Origin of the sequence: Streptosporangium sp. CA-115845 (assembly GCF_050943795.1) — a bacterium.
Taxonomy (GTDB): domain Bacteria; phylum Actinomycetota; class Actinomycetes; order Streptosporangiales; family Streptosporangiaceae; genus Streptosporangium.
Map to the genome: position 1 here is coordinate 5,991,884 of NZ_CP191988.1, position 15,241 is coordinate 6,007,124.

The following is a 15,241-nucleotide window of genomic DNA, read 5'->3' on the forward strand; positions in this document are numbered from 1 at the left end:
CGGAGGCCCTCGACCGGAGATCGGCGGGCTGTCCGCGGCCCCCGGCGAGCCTCCGCACGGACACGAAATGCCCCGACTGTATGTCCGTGAGATGGGAGCGCTCCCAATCGCCCTAATGAGACATATATACCTACTTCATGCCGATAGTCCCACCCAAAGCAGTCGGATGTAACGGTTGAGTTTCGGCATATTGACGTCCTGGTTGCCCATCGTCCACTCTTCGTGGGAGCGCTCCCAAAGCACATTGAGGAACTACCGCACCGCGAGGCCGTGTTTGTCGGGGACCGGCCCCGGTGTCACCTCCCAATGATTCGGGCGACCACCTGAGAGGGGTCCGGAAATGTTGAACAACAAGCGGCACGGCAAGCTCGCCGCCGTAGCGGTCATGGCGGCCACCGCCCTGGCCATCACCTCGTGCGGCTCCAGCGAGCCCGCCAAACCCGCCGCGGGCGACGGCAGTGCCTCCGCCGCGGCCGAGCCGGTGACCATCACCGTGCACACCTTCGGCGGTGGCGAGAACTTCGGCTACGACAAGGCCGTGGAGACCTGGAACGCGGCACACCCGAACATCCAGGTCAAGTACCAGAACCTGACCGACCGGTTCGAGGACGTCTACCTCCCGCAGCTGCTCCAGCGCCTGCAGGCCGGCAGCGGCGCGGCCGACATCATCGCCCTGGACGAGGGCGCGATGGGCCTCATGAAGGCCCGCCCGCAGTTCTTCACCGACCTGGCCGAGTACGGGCTGGAGAGCCGCAAGGCCGACTTCCCCGCGGCCAAGTGGGACAACGGCATCAACGCCGACAACAAGCTCTTCGCTCTCGGCACCGACATCGGCGGCATGACCATGTGCTACCGCAAGGACCTGTTCGAGAAAGCGGGCCTGCCCACCGAGCGCGACGAGGTCGGCAAGCTCTGGCCGGACTGGAGCGCCTTCAAGGCGATCGGCGAGAAGTTCAAGGCCGCCAACCCCGGCAAGGGCGACCCCAAGTTCCTCGACGGCCCGAACACGCTCTACAACGTGATCCTGTCGCAGGAGGCGCCGAAGAACGGCAACGTCGCCTACTTCGACAAGAGCAACCAGCTCGTCGTCGAGAGCAACCCCGCCATCAAGACCTCCTTCGACACGGTCAAGGACTTCAGCGAGGCGGGCCTGACCGCCAAGCTCGCCTCCTTCACCCCGCCGTGGAACGCCGCCATCAAGAAGGGCGGCTTCGCGACCATGGGCTGCCCGGCCTGGATGCTCGGTGTGGTCTCCGGCGCGGCCGGTGACGGCAACAAGGGCAAGTGGGACGTCGCGTCCGTGCCCGGCGGCGCGGGCAACTGGGGCGGTTCCTACCTCGCGGTTCCCAAGCAGAGCAAGCACCCCAAGGAGGCCGCCGAGGTCCTGAACTACCTCACCGGCAAGGAGGGCCACGTCATGGCCTTCCAGGAGGCCGCGGCCTTCCCGAGCTCCATCCCGGCGCAGCAGGACCCGGCGGTCGCCGACCTGAAGAACCCGTTCTTCAACGACGCGCCGACCGGCCAGATCTTCGGCGCGTCGGTCAAGGACCTGCTTCCCGTCTTCCTCGGCGAGAAGCACGCCCAGGTCAAGACCGCGGTGGAGAAGGTCCTCGAGGGCATGGACCAGGGTTCGGTCCCCTACGACCAGGCCTGGACCAAGTTCATCGAGGCCGGCGTCAAGGCAGCGGGCTGATCCCCGTACCGACCCGCACCGGCCCGGCGGCGGTGATCCCGCTGCCGGGCCGGTCGCCTGCCCACGCTGAAAGGCTCCGTTGATGACACTGCACGTCGACTCCCCGGCCGCCCCTCCACAGCCCGGCCCCCGCCGGTCGGCGGGGGCACGCGGACCGCGGCGAGGCGGTGGATGGGCCCGGTTCGACCTCCGGGCGACCCCCTACTTCCTCGTCTCCCCGTACTTCCTGCTCTTCGCGATCTTCGGCATCTTCCCGCTCGGCTACACCCTCTGGGTCTCGCTGCACGACTGGGAGCTCGCCGGTGACAAGTCCTTCGTCGGCCTCGAGAACTACATCGAGCTGATCGTCGACGAGGCTTTCTGGAACGCGGTGATCAACACTCTCGGCATGTTCGTCATGTCGACGATCCCGCAGCTCGTCCTCGCCCTCGTGCTGGCCAACGCGCTCAACAAGCGCATCCGGGGACGGCTCTTCTTCCGCCTCGGCGTGCTGCTGCCGCTGATCACCTCCGTCGTCGCCGTCGCCGTCGTCTTCACCCAGCTGTACGGGCGTGACTACGGCATGATCAACTGGTTCCTGGGCCTCTTCGGAGCCGACGCGATCAACTGGCAGAACGAGAAGTGGTCCGCGTGGATCGCGATCTCCACCATGATCGACTGGCGCTGGACCGGCTATAACGCGATCATCCTGCTGGCCGCCATGCAGACCATCCCCAAGGACCTCTACGAGGCCGCCGCCATCGACGGTGCCACGGCCAGGCGGCAGTTCTGGCAGATCACCGTCCCGATGCTGCGCCCGACGATCGTCTTCGTGGTGTTCATCTCCACCATCGGCGGCCTGACCCTGTTCACCGAGCCGGTCATGTTCGAAGGCAACCCGACGATGGCCGGCGGCGCCACCGGCCAGTACCAGACCGTGGCCATGTTCATCGTCAAGGAGGCGTTCCGCGACTTCGACTTCGGCTACGCCTCGGCCGCCGCGTGGTTGCTGTTCGCACTGATCCTCCTCGGGACGCTCATCAATTACTCCTTCACCCGCCGTATCGGGGGTTCCAAGTGACGGCCATCCAGTCCCGACGGCCCCCGGCGCATTCACGACGGCCTTCCGGCCCGTCGCCCGCGCGCAACCGCATCTGGGACGCCGGCCCGCTGACGAAGGTCGTCCTGGCCTTCGCGCTCGTGCTGTCGGCGTTCCCCATCTACTACATGTTCATCATGGCCACCCGGACCAACGAGGAGGCCATCGACGTACCGCCGCCGCTGCTCCCCGGCGGCCACCTCGGCGAGAACATCTCGCGGCTCCTGTCCACCGAGGACGCCTACTTCATGACCGGCCTGGTCAACTCGGCCATCGTCTCGGTCACCGTGACCCTCTCCGTGGTGCTCATCTCCACCCTGGCCGGCTTCGCCTTCGCCAAACTGCGCTTCCGGGGCGGCAAGATCCTGCTGGGCCTGATCCTGGTGACGATGATGGTCCCGCTCCAGCAGATGGGCATCGTGCCGCTGTACGAGCTCATGGTCACGCTCGGCTGGACCGGCCAGCTGAAGGCGGTGATCCTGCCCTTCCTGGTCAACGGCTTCGGGGTCTTCATGATGACCCAGTACGCCACCCAGGCGGTGCCGGACGAACTGGTGGAGGCGGCCCGCGTCGACGGCGCCTCCACCATGCGCATCTACGCGAACGTCATCCTGCCGGCGCTACGGCCGGGAATGGCAGTGCTGGCGCTGCTGGTCTTCATGCAGACCTGGAACGAGTTCATGTGGCCGTTGATCGTGCTGAACCCGGACAACCCGGTAGTCCAGACGTCGATCGCCGCGCTCAACCAGGCCCACGGCACCGACTACGTGATGCTGTTCACCGGCACCGCGGCATCGGTCCTCCCCCTGTTCATCGTTTTCATCGCGTTCGGCCGTCAGATCGTCGGCGGACTCATGGAAGGTGCGGTTAAAGCGTGACCACGCAAGAGACGCAGATTCAGACCCCGGATCTGGTGTTCCCGACAGGTTTCGTCTGGGGCGCGGCCACCTCCGCCTACCAGATCGAAGGCGCCGTCTCGGAGGACGGCCGCGGCGTCTCCATCTGGGACACCTTTGTCAAGCAGCCGGGCCGGGTGGTGAACGGCGAGCACGCCGACGTCGCCATCGACCACTACAACCGCTACCGGGACGACGTGCGGCTGATGGCCGAACTCGGCCTCGGCGCGTACCGGTTCTCCATCTCCTGGCCCCGGATCCAGCCCGAGGGACACGGCCCCGTCAACCTCAAGGGCATCGACTTCTACAGCCGCCTGGTCGACGAACTCCTCTCCCGGGGCATCGACCCTTGGGTGACGCTCTACCACTGGGACCTGCCCCAGCATCTGGAAGACGCGGGCGGCTGGCCGTCGCGGGACACGTCGAAGCGCTTCGCCGACTACGCGGCGGCCGTGCACGACGCGCTGGGCGACCGGGTCCGCAACTGGAGCACCGTCAACGAGCCCTGGTGCTCGGCGTTCCTCGGGTACGCCTCGGGTGAGCACGCCCCCGGGCGGCGCGAGCCCGACAGGGCGGTGTACGCCGCCCACCACCTGCTGCTCGCGCACGGCCTGGCCGCGCAGGCGATGCGGGCCCAGCGCCCGGAGAGCGTCATCGGCGGCTGCGTCAACCTGTACGCGATCACGCCGCAGACCGCCTCCGAGGCCGACCAGGACGCCGCCCGCCGCATCGACGGGCTGCAGAACCGTTTCTTCCTGGACGCCCTGCTCAAGGGTGAGTACCCGGCCGACGTGCTGGAGGACCTCGGCCGACCGGCCGGGCTCGTCCAGGACGGGGACATGGAGATCATCTCAACGCCGCTGGACAAGCTGCTGATCAACTACTACAGCCGCTTCACCGTCTCCGGAACCCCCGGCGGCGCGGCGTCGGCCGCGGCGGCGCCCACCGACGCCGGGTCACCCTGGGTCGGCAGCGAGCACGTCTCGTTCGTCGGGGGCGGGCGTCCCGTGACGGCCATGGGCTGGGAGATCGACGACTCGGGGCTGCTGGAGATCCTGCAGCGGCTGGCCGCCGAGTACCCGCGCGTCCCGCTGGTCATCTCGGAGAACGGTGCGGCCTTCGACGACGTCGTGGGATCCGACGGCGTCGTCCACGACCGCGACCGGGTGGACTACATCGACGCCCACCTGCGTACCTGCCACACCGCGATCGAGGCGGGGATCCCGCTGGAGGGCTACTTCGCCTGGTCCCTGATGGACAACTTCGAGTGGGCGTGGGGGTACGGAAAGCGGTTCGGACTGGTGCACGTCGACTATGAGACGCAAACTAGAGTTCCCAAAGAGAGCGCTCTCTGGTATGCCGGGACGATCAGGCGCGGAGGCCTGAACGGTCCGACAGAATAGGGGCCGGCGAATTCACCACGGGGGAGCTGAAACACATGAACGGCGACCGTCGTCCGACGCTTGAGGCGGTCGCGGCCCTGGCCGGAGTCGGCCGAGGCACGGTGTCGCGGGTCATCAACGGTTCACCGAAGGTGAGCGAGAAGGCCCGCGACGCCGTGCTGCAGGCGATCCAGGAACTGGGCTACGTGCCCAACCGGGCTGCGCGCGCGCTGGTCACCCGGCGCACGGACACCGTGGCGCTGGTCGTATCGGAGTCCGAGCTGCGGGTCTTCGACGAGCCGTACTTCGCGGGAACCATCCGCGGCATCGGTTCCGCACTGTCCGAGACCGGTCTGCAGCTGATCCTCGCGATGGCCCAGTCGAAGCAGGAGCACGAGCGGCTGGAGCACTATCTGACCGGACAGCACGTCGACGGGGTGCTGCTGATCTCCCTGCACGGCGCCGACCCGCTGCCGGGAAGGCTGGAGGCGATGGGCGTGCCGACGGTCATCGGAGGCCGCCCTGTCGGCCTCACCCCCTACAGCTACGTCGACGTGGACAACCGGGCCGGAGCCAGGCAGGCGGTCAAGTACCTGCTGGGCAGGGGCCGTCGCCGGATCGCCACCATCGCGGGAACACAGGACATGGGCGTGGGCGTGGACCGGCTCGCGGGCTACCGCGACGCGCTGCTCGCGACCGGCCTGAGCGAGATCGTGGCGTACGGCGACTTCAGTGAGGAGAGCGGCATGGCCGAAATGCGCAAGCTGCTCGCCGAGAACCCCGACCTGGACGCCGTCTTCACCGCCTCGGACCCGATGGCGCTGGGCGCGATGCGGGTGCTGCGTGAGGAGGGCAAGAGCATCCCCGGCGACGTCGCGGTGATCGGCTTCGACGACTCGCCCGCCGGGGCGCACTCCTCCCCCGCCCTGACCAGCGTGCACCAGCCCACCGAGTCGATGGGCCGGCAGATGGCCCACCTCCTCGTCTCCCGCATCAACGGCGAGCACCTGGAGCAGCCGGTGGTGATACTCGACACCCATCTGGTCGAGCGATCCTCCGCCTGAGGCGCCCCCCTTCCGGTGGCCTTCGGCGCGCCGGGCGGAACGGAGCCGAGCCTCGGCCGGTACCACGACGCGGGCGGGGCGGTGGGGTTCCACCGCCCCGCCCGCGTCCGGACGGCTCCGCACCTCACCCCGGCCCGGTTACGGCCCGGTGCCCGCGTCCCGGGGCCCCGGCAGGTTCCCGGCGGCGGCCGTGACCGGCCGGCCCGGTGCCCTCCCGGCCTTACCCGGCGTCGGCGGGACCGGCCGTACGGTACCGATCGACCTCCGACCAGGCGGACGACATGCCGGCCAGCGTCCGGTCGAAGACCTCCGAGTGCCGCAGGTAGGCCTCCCGCTGGGGGCCTGGAAGCACGCACAGGTCGGCCTCGTCACTGACCGACCACGGCTGGAGATCGTGGCCGAGCGCGGCGGGCAGCAGCGAGGCGACCCCGCGTGCTCCCAGCTCGCTGGTGAGCTGACGGCGGACCGGCCGCCCCAGCACATCGGCGAAGATCTGCGCCCAGACCTCGGATCGGGCGCCGCCACCGGCCAGCCGCCACGGCCGGCCCCCGATGTCGGCCCCGCTGGCCAGGACCCGGTCGAGCTGAACCCGGTGGTACTGGGCGACCCCCTCGATGACCGCGCGGGTGAGATGCCCGCGGCGGTGCACGCCGGAGATGCCGAGGAAGGTCCCCGACGCCGCTGGGTGTTCGGGGGCCCCGTTGACGAAGGGCAGGAACAGCAGGCCCTCCGCGCCCGGCGGCACCATGGCCGCCTCCCTGAGCAGGTCCGCCGCGAGCAGGCCACCGACCTGGTCGTGCGGCACCGACGCGCACGCCAGCCATTCGAGGTTGGCGGCCGAGGTCGGCGCGACCTCCATGGCCAGCATCGTGGCCGGGTCGGGCATCAGCGCGCTCATGGTGACCTCGGGCGCCGGGGTGCGGGCGGGCACCACGGCCCCGTTGATGGCCCACGTCCCGACGATGATCGTCACGTCTCCGAGGCCGCGTCCCCCTGCGCCGAGCGTCGCCGCCACGCAGTCCATGCAACCGGCGATCACCGGCAGTCCCTCGGGGAGTCCGGTGCGTGCCGCGGCCGCCGCGCTCAGCCCGGCGACCACGTCACTGGACTGGCGCAGCGGGGGGAACCGGTCGAGGTCACTCGCCGGCAACCCCACCAGCTCCAGCGCCGTCGGGGTGTAGGTGCGGGTGTCGAGAGCCACCATGCCGAAGGCGCTGGCGTCGCTGTAGTCGGCGCTCGGCACGCCGGTGAGCTGCGCGGTGACCCAGTCCTTGCAGGACAGTGCCCACCGGGTGGCCCGGTAGCCCTCCGGCTCGACGTCGTGCAACCAGCGCAGTAGCACGGCGGGCTGTGCGGCCCACGGGATGGAGCCGGTCTCCCTGGCCAGCCGCCTGGCCTCCCGCTCCGGGATCGCGTCCACGATCCGCTGGGCCCGGCTGTCCGACGACGCGATGGCGGGCCCGACCGGCCTCAGAGCGGCGTCGACCGGATACAGTCCGTTACCGTGGGCCGCCACCCCGATGCCCGCCGGGGTGTATCCGTCGGCGGCCAGCTTCCCGGTGAGCTCGCCGAGCAGCGACATGACCGTGTCGGCCAGCCCGAGCATGTCGACGTCGTGGCGGTGCGCGGTCACGCTGGTGCGGGGGGTGCGGGCGTGCACGACGCCGAGTTCCCGTCCCTCGGTGTCGAAGGCCGCGACCTTCGAGGCCGTCAGGCCGATGTCGACGCCGATGTAGCACGTGTCCGGGGCTGTCACGAGGTCCTCCTGTCGCTGCTCCGTAGTGTGTCCGGCGGTGTGACCGACGTGGCCAGAACCCGCGGCCTGAAGCGCCGCAGTTCGGCCTCGTAGCCGGTGATCTCGGCGCGGGCCCGCCCTTCGTCCCAGCCGAGGTGACGTACGGCGATGTCGGCACAGGCCGCGGCCGCCTTCAGGCCCATGTCGGGGCCGAGTCCAATCAGGGTACGTCGTAGCAGGATGTCCCCCAGCGTCACGGCGCCCTCCTCGCGCACCGCCATGACCACCTCGGCGGCGAGCGCGCCGGTCTCCTCGTCGACGACCTCGGCGAGTGTGTCGTCCGTCTCGGCGAGTTCGAGCACCCTGCGGGCCCGTACGCCGTAGACGTCGAGCAGCCGGCGCGACTGCGCCGGGGTGAGCGGCGAGGAGCGCATGAAGTCCGCGCTGAAGGTCGGCCAGTCGGCGGTGTCGGCTCCGGGGAAGGCCCGGGATCGGGTGAGGCAGCGCCGGCGAGTGCGGCCGAGCGCGCGCAGCGCCGCGTCGGTGACGTCCTCGGCGAGGGCGCGGTGGGTCGTCAGCTTGCCGCCGATGACCGTGAACAGCCCCGGGTGGGCCGGGGCGTGGCTGTGCACCGTGTGCCCGCGGCTGATCTTGGCGTTGTCGGAGATCCCGGCGGTGTACGGCAGGGGCCGGACGCCGGCCACGCTGTAGAGCACGTCGCCGGGGGTGAGGCCGGCGCTCGGGAAGATCCGGTTGGTCTCGGCGAGCAGGTAGTCGATCTCCTCGTCGCTGGTGATGACCTCGTCGAGATCGTCCTCATAGGTCAGGTCCGTGCTCCCCAGCACGTAGCGGCCCTCCCAGGGGAAGACGAAGATCGGCCGATGGTCGGCGGCCGCCTCGAAGAAGATGCAGGTGTCGGGCGCGCCCGGGAACGCGTCGACGACGATGTGGCTGCCCTTGGTACCGCCGTTGAGGCGCCGGCTGGCCACCTGCCCGTCAAGGATCCTGTCGATCCATGGGCCGGCCGCGTTCACCGTGATCGCGGCCCGGATCTCGGTTCGCGCGCCGGAGGCGTTGTCCTCGGCCCGTATCCCGGCGACCCGGTCGTTCTCCACGATCAGCCCGGTGACCGTGGTGTGGGTGAGCACCCGAGCGCCGAGCCGCCGGGCGTCGAGGAGCAACTCGACGCAGAGCCGCTCGGCCCACGGCACCTGCGCGTCGGGGAACAGCGAGGCCCCGCGCAGGCCGCGCCTCGACAGCGTGGGCCACCTGCGGGCCACCGTGCGGAGGGACATACTGCGGCTGCGACCGTGCCTGCGCCCCGTCGACAGGACGTCGAACACGGCCAGGCCGAGCCGGATCAGCGGGCCGGGCCTGCTGTCGCCCGCGTAGGAGGGGATCAGCATGGGGTAGTCGCGAACGAGGTGCGGGGCGTTGCGGAACAGCAGGTGCCGCTCACGGATCGACTCCCGCACAAGGTTGAGGTCGTAGCGTTCGAGGTACTTCAGCCCGCCGTGGATCAGCCGGCTGGACGTGCTTGACGTTCCCGAGCCCACGTCGGCGCGGTCGACGACGACGACACGCAGGCCACGGGTGGCGGCGTCACGGGCTATGGCGAGCCCGTTGATACCGGCTCCGATGACGGCGAGGTCGACGACGTCGTCAGATCCGGCTGGTTGTTGCGACATGGGAGCTCCCGGGAGATGACGGGACCGGGCCCCGGCGGTCTCGCGCCGGGGCCCGAGCCCCAGAAGGGGTCAGGACGCGGTGCCGGCGGCCGAGTGGTCCTTGAAGAGCTGGTAGGCCTCTTCGGGCTTCATCTCGTCGTGCACGACGGCGCGGATCGCCGCGAGCATGCCGGCAGGGTTCTCGCTCTGGAAGATGTTTCGGCCCATGTCGACGCCGGCGGCACCCTCCTGGATCGACCGGTAGGCCATCGTCAGGGCGTCGAGTTCGGGCAGCTTCTTGCCACCCGCGACGATGATCGGCACCGGGCAGCTCGCGGTGACGGTCTCGAAGCCCTCCTCGACGTAGTACGTCTTGACGATGTGCGCGCCCATCTCCGCGCTGATCCGGGTGGCCAGCCGGAAGTAGCGGGCGTCACGGACCATGTCCTTGCCGACGGCGGTGACGCCGAGCACGGCGACACCGTGCCGCTGGCCGGCGTCCACCAGCGCGGCGAGGTTGGCGATCGACCGCGACTCGTTCTCGCTGCCGACGAAGACCTGGATGGCCACGGCCGCGGCGTTGAGCCGTACCGCGTCCTCCATGTCCAGGGCGATGTGCTCGTCGGAGAGGTCGCGCAGCACGCTCGGGCCGCCGCTGGCGCGCAGCACGATGCCGGCGTCGGTGGCCGGCGGGATGCTGGTGCGCAGCACGCCCCGGGTCAGCATGATCGCGTCGGCGTTGGGCACCAGCGGGGCGATGTTGACGTCGATGCGCTCAAGGCCGGCCATCGGGCCGAGGAAGTAGCCGTGGTCGAACGCGAGCATCACGGTCCGGCCGGTGTCGGCCCTGAAGATGCTCGCGAGCCGGTTCTGCAGGCCCCAGTCCTGGGCCTGTGCGCCCTTGACGTGGAAGCCGCCGGTCACGGAGGCGGCGCCGCCGAAGTCGCGGGCGTCGAGCAGACCGTCGGTGTCAGCCATGGGTGTTCTCTCCAGTGGTTGTGGTGGTGACGGCCGCGGGTCGCGGCCGCCGTCGGAAACGGGGGGATGTGCCGGCGACGCGGTCACCGCCGCCGGCGAGGAAGAGGACCAGCAGCACCAGACCGCCCTTGAGGAGGTTCTGCGCCGCGCTGCTCCAGCCCACGAGGTTGACCAGGCCGTCCAGCAGGATGAAGAAGAGCGCGGCCCCCCAGACGCCGACGGGCACGGCCCGCCCGCCCGAGATGAGCGTTCCGCCGATCACGACGACGGCCACCGAGTCGAGCAGGTAGCGCGTGCCGAGGTCCGCGGAGGGCGCGATGTAGGCGGCCAGCAGGGCTCCGGTCAGGCCGGCCAGCGCGCCGCTGGCCAGGTAGGTCACCGCGATGATCCGCGCGACGGGGATTCCGGCGCGCTCGGCCGCCCGGCGGTTCTGCCCCACCGCGATCAGCGAACGGCCGTAGATCGTGCCGCGCAGCAGCGCGATGACCAGGACGGTCACCACCGCGATGGCCACGGCGAGGATGGGGATGCCCGCCGGGCGCAGGTTGAGCAGGCTCCGCAGCCCCGGATCGGGCACCGCGCTGAAACCGTTCGCCAGCGACAGCGTGCCCGAGGAGGCGATGAGCCCGGCGGCCAGCGTGGCGATGATCGGCGGAACGGACAGGCCGAGAATCGCCACCGTGCTGATCGCCGCGATGACGAGACCCACACCGGCGCCCGCGAGGATTCCCAACGTCGCCGAGCCGGTGGACGAGGCCGCCAGGACCGAGGCGAATCCGGCGAGGGAGATGATCGGCGCCACGGAGACGTCGATGTTGCCGGGACCGGCGGTGATGACGAGCATCTGCCCGAGTCCCACGATGACCAGGTAGGGCGCCAGGGACAGGGCCAGGGAGACCGTCTGGCCGCCCCCCTGACCTGAGATCGCCAGGATGATCAGCCAGACGAGCGCCGCGGCGGCGAAACCCCAGATCCACGGACGCGCGACGAGCGCGCGGATGTTCATCGCAGTACCTTTCCGACCAGGACGCGTCCGGCGAGCACGGCCAGGACGATCACGCCTTGAACCGCCGACTGCATGTTGGTCGGCACATCGAGCAGGCTGAGGACCACGCTGACCAGGCCGAGGGTCACGCCGCCGACCACCACTCCCCAGGGCACGGCGCTGCCGCCGTGGAAGGAGCCGCCACCGAGGATCACCGCCGCCACCGTCATCAGGGTGTAGCTGGAGGCCGACGACACGTCGCCGCCCCCGGTCTGGGAGGCCAGCACGAGCCCGGACAGCACGCCGAGCGCGCCCGCGGCGGTGTAGGCGATGGCCCGCGACGCCAGCGGGCGCAGGCCCGCCCGCTCCAGGGCCACCGGGTTGCTGCCCAGGCCGCGCATCCTGACCCCGAGGGTGCTGCGCGCGCTGAGCAGGTAGACCAGCGCGGCGACGAGGAGGATCGGCAGCAGCGGCGCCGGGAACCCGGCGGGCTGCCACATGCCGAAGGCCGCCAGCCACTCCGGGGTCGTTCCGCCGGGTGTCGGCAGGACGAACATGCCCAGCCCCAGCCAGACGAACGACGCGCCGAGGGTGGCGATGAGCGACGGCACCCTGCGCAGGTGGATGAGAACGCCGAGAACGGTGTAGGACGCGACGAGCCCGAGCAGGATCAGGACTCCGACGAGCGGGGAGGTCACCAGCCTGGTCGCCGTGATCACGGTGACCAGGCCGACGAAGGTGCCGATGCCGAGGTCGATGTCGCCGACCGCCATCAGCGTCATCTGCGCCTGGGCCGCGATGACCAGGGGCACGGTCGCCGAGAGGACCAGCGACAGCCCGGCCACGCTCAGCACGTCCGGCTGCAACGACGCGCAGACGGCGATCATCGCGATCATCGCGACGGCGCTGACCACGGCCGGGGCCGTCCGGCGCATCCGCGCCCGGCTCGGCAGGGCCGGCACGAGAGTCTCACTCATGGTTCTGCGCTCCATCGGACTCGGCGAACGAGACGGCGATGATCCTCTCCTCGGAGATCTCCGTCCCGGCCAGCTCGGCGACCACTCGGCCGGCCCGGAAGACGTAGACCCGGTCACAGTGGGCCATCTCGGCGTTCTCGCTCGAATACCAGACGACACTCCGGCCCTGGGCCGCCTCCTGGCGGATGAGGCCGTACAGGTCGGTCTTGGTGTGCACGTCGACTCCCCGGAAGGGGTCGTCGAGCAGGACCAGGTCGGCCGCCGAGGCAAACGCCCGGGCGACGATCACCTTCTGCTGGTTTCCACCGCTGAGCTCGGTCATCGCCGCGTCCGGGCCACCTCGGATCGCGAGGCGATCGACCCAGTTCCGCACGACCGCGCGCTCCTCGGCGGGGCGGCGCAGACCGCGGCGCGCGATACCGCGTGCCGCGGTCACCACGAGGTTCTCCGCCACGCTCCACAGCGGCAGCACCCCGGAACGCTGCCGGTCGCCCGGCACGTACGCCCGGGTGCCGCGCACCTTCGTGTCACGCCGCACCGGGTGCCACAGGCGTTCGAGCACCTCCTGCTGGCCTTGACCGGCCAGCCCGGCCAGGCCCACGACCTCACCCGCACCGACCCGTACGGAGACGTCACGCAGTCCGGGACCGGTGGCGCCGCGCAACTCCGCCAGCACCGGCCGATCCCCGGAACCGCCCTCGGCGGCCGTGATCCGCTCGTTCCCGGTCCTCGCGGCGACCTCGGCCCCCATCAGGGTCAGTACGTCGTGCTCGCCGAGTCCGCTCGCGGGCCGTTCGGCGATGACCGCCCCGTCGCGCAGCACGGCGACGCGGTCGGCCACCGAAAGGACCTCCCGGATGCGGTGCGAGATGAGCAGCACGGCCACACCGCCCGCGGTGAGGGTGCGGACGTAGTCGTACAGCGAGCGCGCGGCGTCCGGGCCGAGGGACTCGGTGGGCTCGTCGAGGATCAGCAGGTCGAGCCGGTCGACCAGGCTGGCCCGGACGATCTCGACCATCTGGCGCTGGGCCAGCGACAGGTCCTCGACCCGGTCGCCCGGTGCCACCCCGTGGCCGGGGAACATCTCGTCGAGCCTGCGCCGTACGCCGTCACCGGCCGCCCGCCGCCAGCCCAGCCGGGGAAGGCAGTGGCGTGAGGAGACCCAGATGTTCTCCGCGACCGTGAGGTCGGGGCAGAGCGACGTCTCCTGGTAGGCCATCCGCACGCCGCGGAAGTCCCCGGCCCTCGGCCCGGCCTCGCCCGAGGCGTCTCGCCCGCACACCGTGACCGTGCCCTCGTCGCAGGCCTCCAGCCCGGCGAGGACCCGCATCAGCGTGCTCTTGCCGGCTCCGTTGTGTCCGACGAGGCCGAGCACCTCGCCGGCCCGTACCTCAAGGTCGACACCGGCGAGGGCCCGGGTGCGCCCGTACGTCTTGGCCACGCCCCTCGCGATCACGACGGGCTGCTGCTCGGACGGTCCCCCGCCTTTCTCCCGCGAAGCCGCGAACGGCTTGGCGGCGAAGTTGTCGACGTGCATGAGGTGGCCTCCTCCGTGCCTTCCCCGCCTAACCGGCGGCCGTCGGGATCGGCGGCTGCACCGGCGCTCCACCGGTCTGCACGGCCTTGACCTGCTCGCGGAAGAGCTCACGCGTCCAGGGCCAGGCGGCGTACTCGTCGGGCTTGAGGACGGAGGCCCAGGCGTCACGGTCCTTCTGCTCGACCAGGACGATCGGGAAGGTCATGTGCTTGGGGATGTCCCGCTTCTCCAGCAGGTCGAGCGCCTGCCACAGCGCGGCGACCGACTGGCCCGGGTCGGACATGACGGCCACCGAACCGTTGTCGATCTTGTTGTCCTTCCAGTAGCTCAGCGCGCGGCCGTTGGTCTCGAACGTCACCGCGGGAACCGGCTTGCCCGCCGTGGCGAAGGCCTGGGCGACGCCGTAGCCGTCGCCACAGCCGACGACGCCGTCGACCTTCGGCACACTCGACAGCACGCCGAGCACGGCCTTCTGCGCGGTGGCGCCGTCACACATCCCGTTCACCGTCGCGACGGTCTTCACACCGGGGTACTCACCGAGGATCTTCTTGGTGGTCTCGAGCATCTCGGCCTCGGGCTGCGAGCCGACGACACCCCGGCTGACGATGACGTTGCCCTTGCCTCCGATGCCTTCCAGCAGCGGCTTGGCCGCGTAGGTGGCCCAGTCGACGAAGCTGTTCTGCAGCACGTAGGCGCACTCCGACTCGATCGCGGAGTCGAAGACCACGACGGTGACGCCCGCGGAACACGCCTGCTGGATGACCGGCTTGAGCGCGGTGGGCGAGGCCGGGTCGATGAGCAGGGCGTCCGGCTTCTGCAGCAGGAGGCTCTTGATCTGGGCGACCTGCTCGGTCGCGGAGTTCTCTCCCGGCGCGTTGACGACCTTGTACTTGCTGATCAGGCCGTCGGCCTGGGCCTGGCCCGCCGCCGCCTCGAATTTGGCGATCATCGTCTGGCGCCAGCCGTTACCGATGAAGCCGTTGCTCAGGGCGATGAACGGCTTCTCACCGGAGGTCTCCGCGGCGCCGCCGGAGGTGCCGGCAGCGGAGTCACCGGAGCCGCAACCGGCCGCCAGGACCGCGAGGGCGGTCAGTGACGCCGCCGAGGCCGCACGCCAGTGCCGGGATGTGGGACGGATACGCATCATGGTCTCCAGAGAGGGCAGGTCCGCCGAGGCGGTGCGAGTCGAGGCCGTGAACTCATCGCTCATAGGGGGCGTAGCAGTGTAGTCATTACAGACCTGTAGTGA

12 protein-coding genes are annotated in these 15,241 nt (G+C 70.3%); 5 read left to right on the forward strand and 7 right to left on the reverse strand.

Translation table 11 applies throughout. From position 1 onward, the window contains the following. The first annotated feature begins 340 nt into the window (after positions 1-340). The 5 genes from ACQP0P_RS29230 to ACQP0P_RS29250 all read left to right on the forward strand — a co-directional run bounded on the left by ACQP0P_RS29230 (position 341) and on the right by ACQP0P_RS29250 (position 6,113). Positions 341-1,693 (forward strand): ABC transporter substrate-binding protein, encoded by a 1,353-nt coding sequence (locus ACQP0P_RS29230; protein WP_433360334.1) that lies wholly within the window; start codon positions 341-343, stop codon positions 1,691-1,693. An 82-nt stretch (positions 1,694-1,775) separates the two neighbouring features. Further along, complete coding sequence (locus ACQP0P_RS29235; protein WP_433360337.1) at positions 1,776-2,753, forward strand: carbohydrate ABC transporter permease; 978 nt, start codon at positions 1,776-1,778, stop codon at positions 2,751-2,753. Continuing rightward, positions 2,750-3,649 carry a carbohydrate ABC transporter permease gene (locus ACQP0P_RS29240; RefSeq protein WP_433360340.1) on the forward strand — a complete coding sequence of 300 codons (900 nt, stop codon included), beginning with the start codon at positions 2,750-2,752 and terminating at the stop codon, positions 3,647-3,649. Before ACQP0P_RS29235 ends, ACQP0P_RS29240 begins: the two co-directional genes overlap by 4 nt. Beyond that, the gene (locus ACQP0P_RS29245) at positions 3,646-5,070 is read left to right on the forward strand and encodes a GH1 family beta-glucosidase (RefSeq protein ID WP_433360343.1); all 1,425 of its coding nucleotides are present in this window, start codon (positions 3,646-3,648) and stop codon (positions 5,068-5,070) included. The genes ACQP0P_RS29240 and ACQP0P_RS29245 overlap by 4 nt, the downstream gene beginning before the upstream one ends. Before the next feature lie 35 nt (positions 5,071-5,105). Then, entirely contained in the window at positions 5,106-6,113 is a 1,008-nt protein-coding gene (locus ACQP0P_RS29250; protein WP_030908950.1) for a LacI family DNA-binding transcriptional regulator, read from the forward strand. Positions 6,114-6,333: 220 nt separating this feature from the next. On the opposite strand, the gene ACQP0P_RS29255 is transcribed toward ACQP0P_RS29250, so the two are convergent. The 7 genes from ACQP0P_RS29255 to ACQP0P_RS29285 all read right to left on the reverse strand — a co-directional run bounded on the left by ACQP0P_RS29255 (position 6,334) and on the right by ACQP0P_RS29285 (position 15,202). Continuing rightward, positions 6,334-7,869 (reverse strand): FGGY-family carbohydrate kinase, encoded by a 1,536-nt coding sequence (locus ACQP0P_RS29255; RefSeq protein WP_433360347.1) that lies wholly within the window; start codon positions 7,867-7,869, stop codon positions 6,334-6,336. Further along, positions 7,866-9,536 carry a glycerol-3-phosphate dehydrogenase/oxidase gene (locus ACQP0P_RS29260; RefSeq protein ID WP_433360350.1) on the reverse strand — a complete coding sequence of 557 codons (1,671 nt, stop codon included), beginning with the start codon at positions 9,534-9,536 and terminating at the stop codon, positions 7,866-7,868. Before ACQP0P_RS29260 ends, ACQP0P_RS29255 begins: the two co-directional genes overlap by 4 nt. 69 nt (positions 9,537-9,605) lie before the next feature. Then, positions 9,606-10,493 (reverse strand): 3-hydroxy-5-phosphonooxypentane-2,4-dione thiolase, encoded by an 888-nt coding sequence (gene lsrF / locus ACQP0P_RS29265; protein WP_433360353.1) that lies wholly within the window; start codon positions 10,491-10,493, stop codon positions 9,606-9,608. Next, on the reverse strand, positions 10,486-11,499 hold the full coding sequence (locus tag ACQP0P_RS29270; RefSeq protein WP_433360356.1) for an ABC transporter permease: 1,014 nt from the start codon (positions 11,497-11,499) through the stop codon (positions 10,486-10,488). The genes lsrF and ACQP0P_RS29270 overlap by 8 nt, the downstream gene beginning before the upstream one ends. Continuing rightward, positions 11,496-12,455 carry an ABC transporter permease gene (locus tag ACQP0P_RS29275; protein ID WP_350930376.1) on the reverse strand — a complete coding sequence of 320 codons (960 nt, stop codon included), beginning with the start codon at positions 12,453-12,455 and terminating at the stop codon, positions 11,496-11,498. Before ACQP0P_RS29275 ends, ACQP0P_RS29270 begins: the two co-directional genes overlap by 4 nt. Continuing rightward, positions 12,448-13,992 (reverse strand): sugar ABC transporter ATP-binding protein, encoded by a 1,545-nt coding sequence (locus ACQP0P_RS29280; RefSeq protein WP_433360359.1) that lies wholly within the window; start codon positions 13,990-13,992, stop codon positions 12,448-12,450. The genes ACQP0P_RS29275 and ACQP0P_RS29280 overlap by 8 nt, the downstream gene beginning before the upstream one ends. Positions 13,993-14,020: 28 nt before the next feature. Beyond that, positions 14,021-15,202: an ABC transporter substrate-binding protein gene (locus ACQP0P_RS29285; RefSeq protein ID WP_433360362.1), complete on the reverse strand. Its 1,182-nt coding sequence runs from the start codon at positions 15,200-15,202 to the stop codon at positions 14,021-14,023. Positions 15,203-15,241 lie beyond the last annotated feature (39 nt).

Coding starts and splice junctions, on each gene's coding strand:
- ACQP0P_RS29230 (WP_433360334.1), top strand. CDS start 341: ATGTTGAACAACAAGCGGCACGGCAAGCTCGCCGCCGTAGCGGTCATG.
- ACQP0P_RS29235 (WP_433360337.1), top strand. CDS start 1,776: ATGACACTGCACGTCGACTCCCCGGCCGCCCCTCCACAGCCCGGCCCC.
- ACQP0P_RS29250 (WP_030908950.1), top strand. CDS start 5,106: ATGAACGGCGACCGTCGTCCGACGCTTGAGGCGGTCGCGGCCCTGGCC.
- ACQP0P_RS29260 (WP_433360350.1), bottom strand. CDS start 9,536: ATGTCGCAACAACCAGCCGGATCTGACGACGTCGTCGACCTCGCCGTC.
- lsrF (WP_433360353.1), bottom strand. CDS start 10,493: ATGGCTGACACCGACGGTCTGCTCGACGCCCGCGACTTCGGCGGCGCC.
- ACQP0P_RS29270 (WP_433360356.1), bottom strand. CDS start 11,499: ATGAACATCCGCGCGCTCGTCGCGCGTCCGTGGATCTGGGGTTTCGCC.
- ACQP0P_RS29275 (WP_350930376.1), bottom strand. CDS start 12,455: ATGAGTGAGACTCTCGTGCCGGCCCTGCCGAGCCGGGCGCGGATGCGC.
- ACQP0P_RS29280 (WP_433360359.1), bottom strand. CDS start 13,992: ATGCACGTCGACAACTTCGCCGCCAAGCCGTTCGCGGCTTCGCGGGAG.
- ACQP0P_RS29285 (WP_433360362.1), bottom strand. CDS start 15,202: ATGAGCGATGAGTTCACGGCCTCGACTCGCACCGCCTCGGCGGACCTG.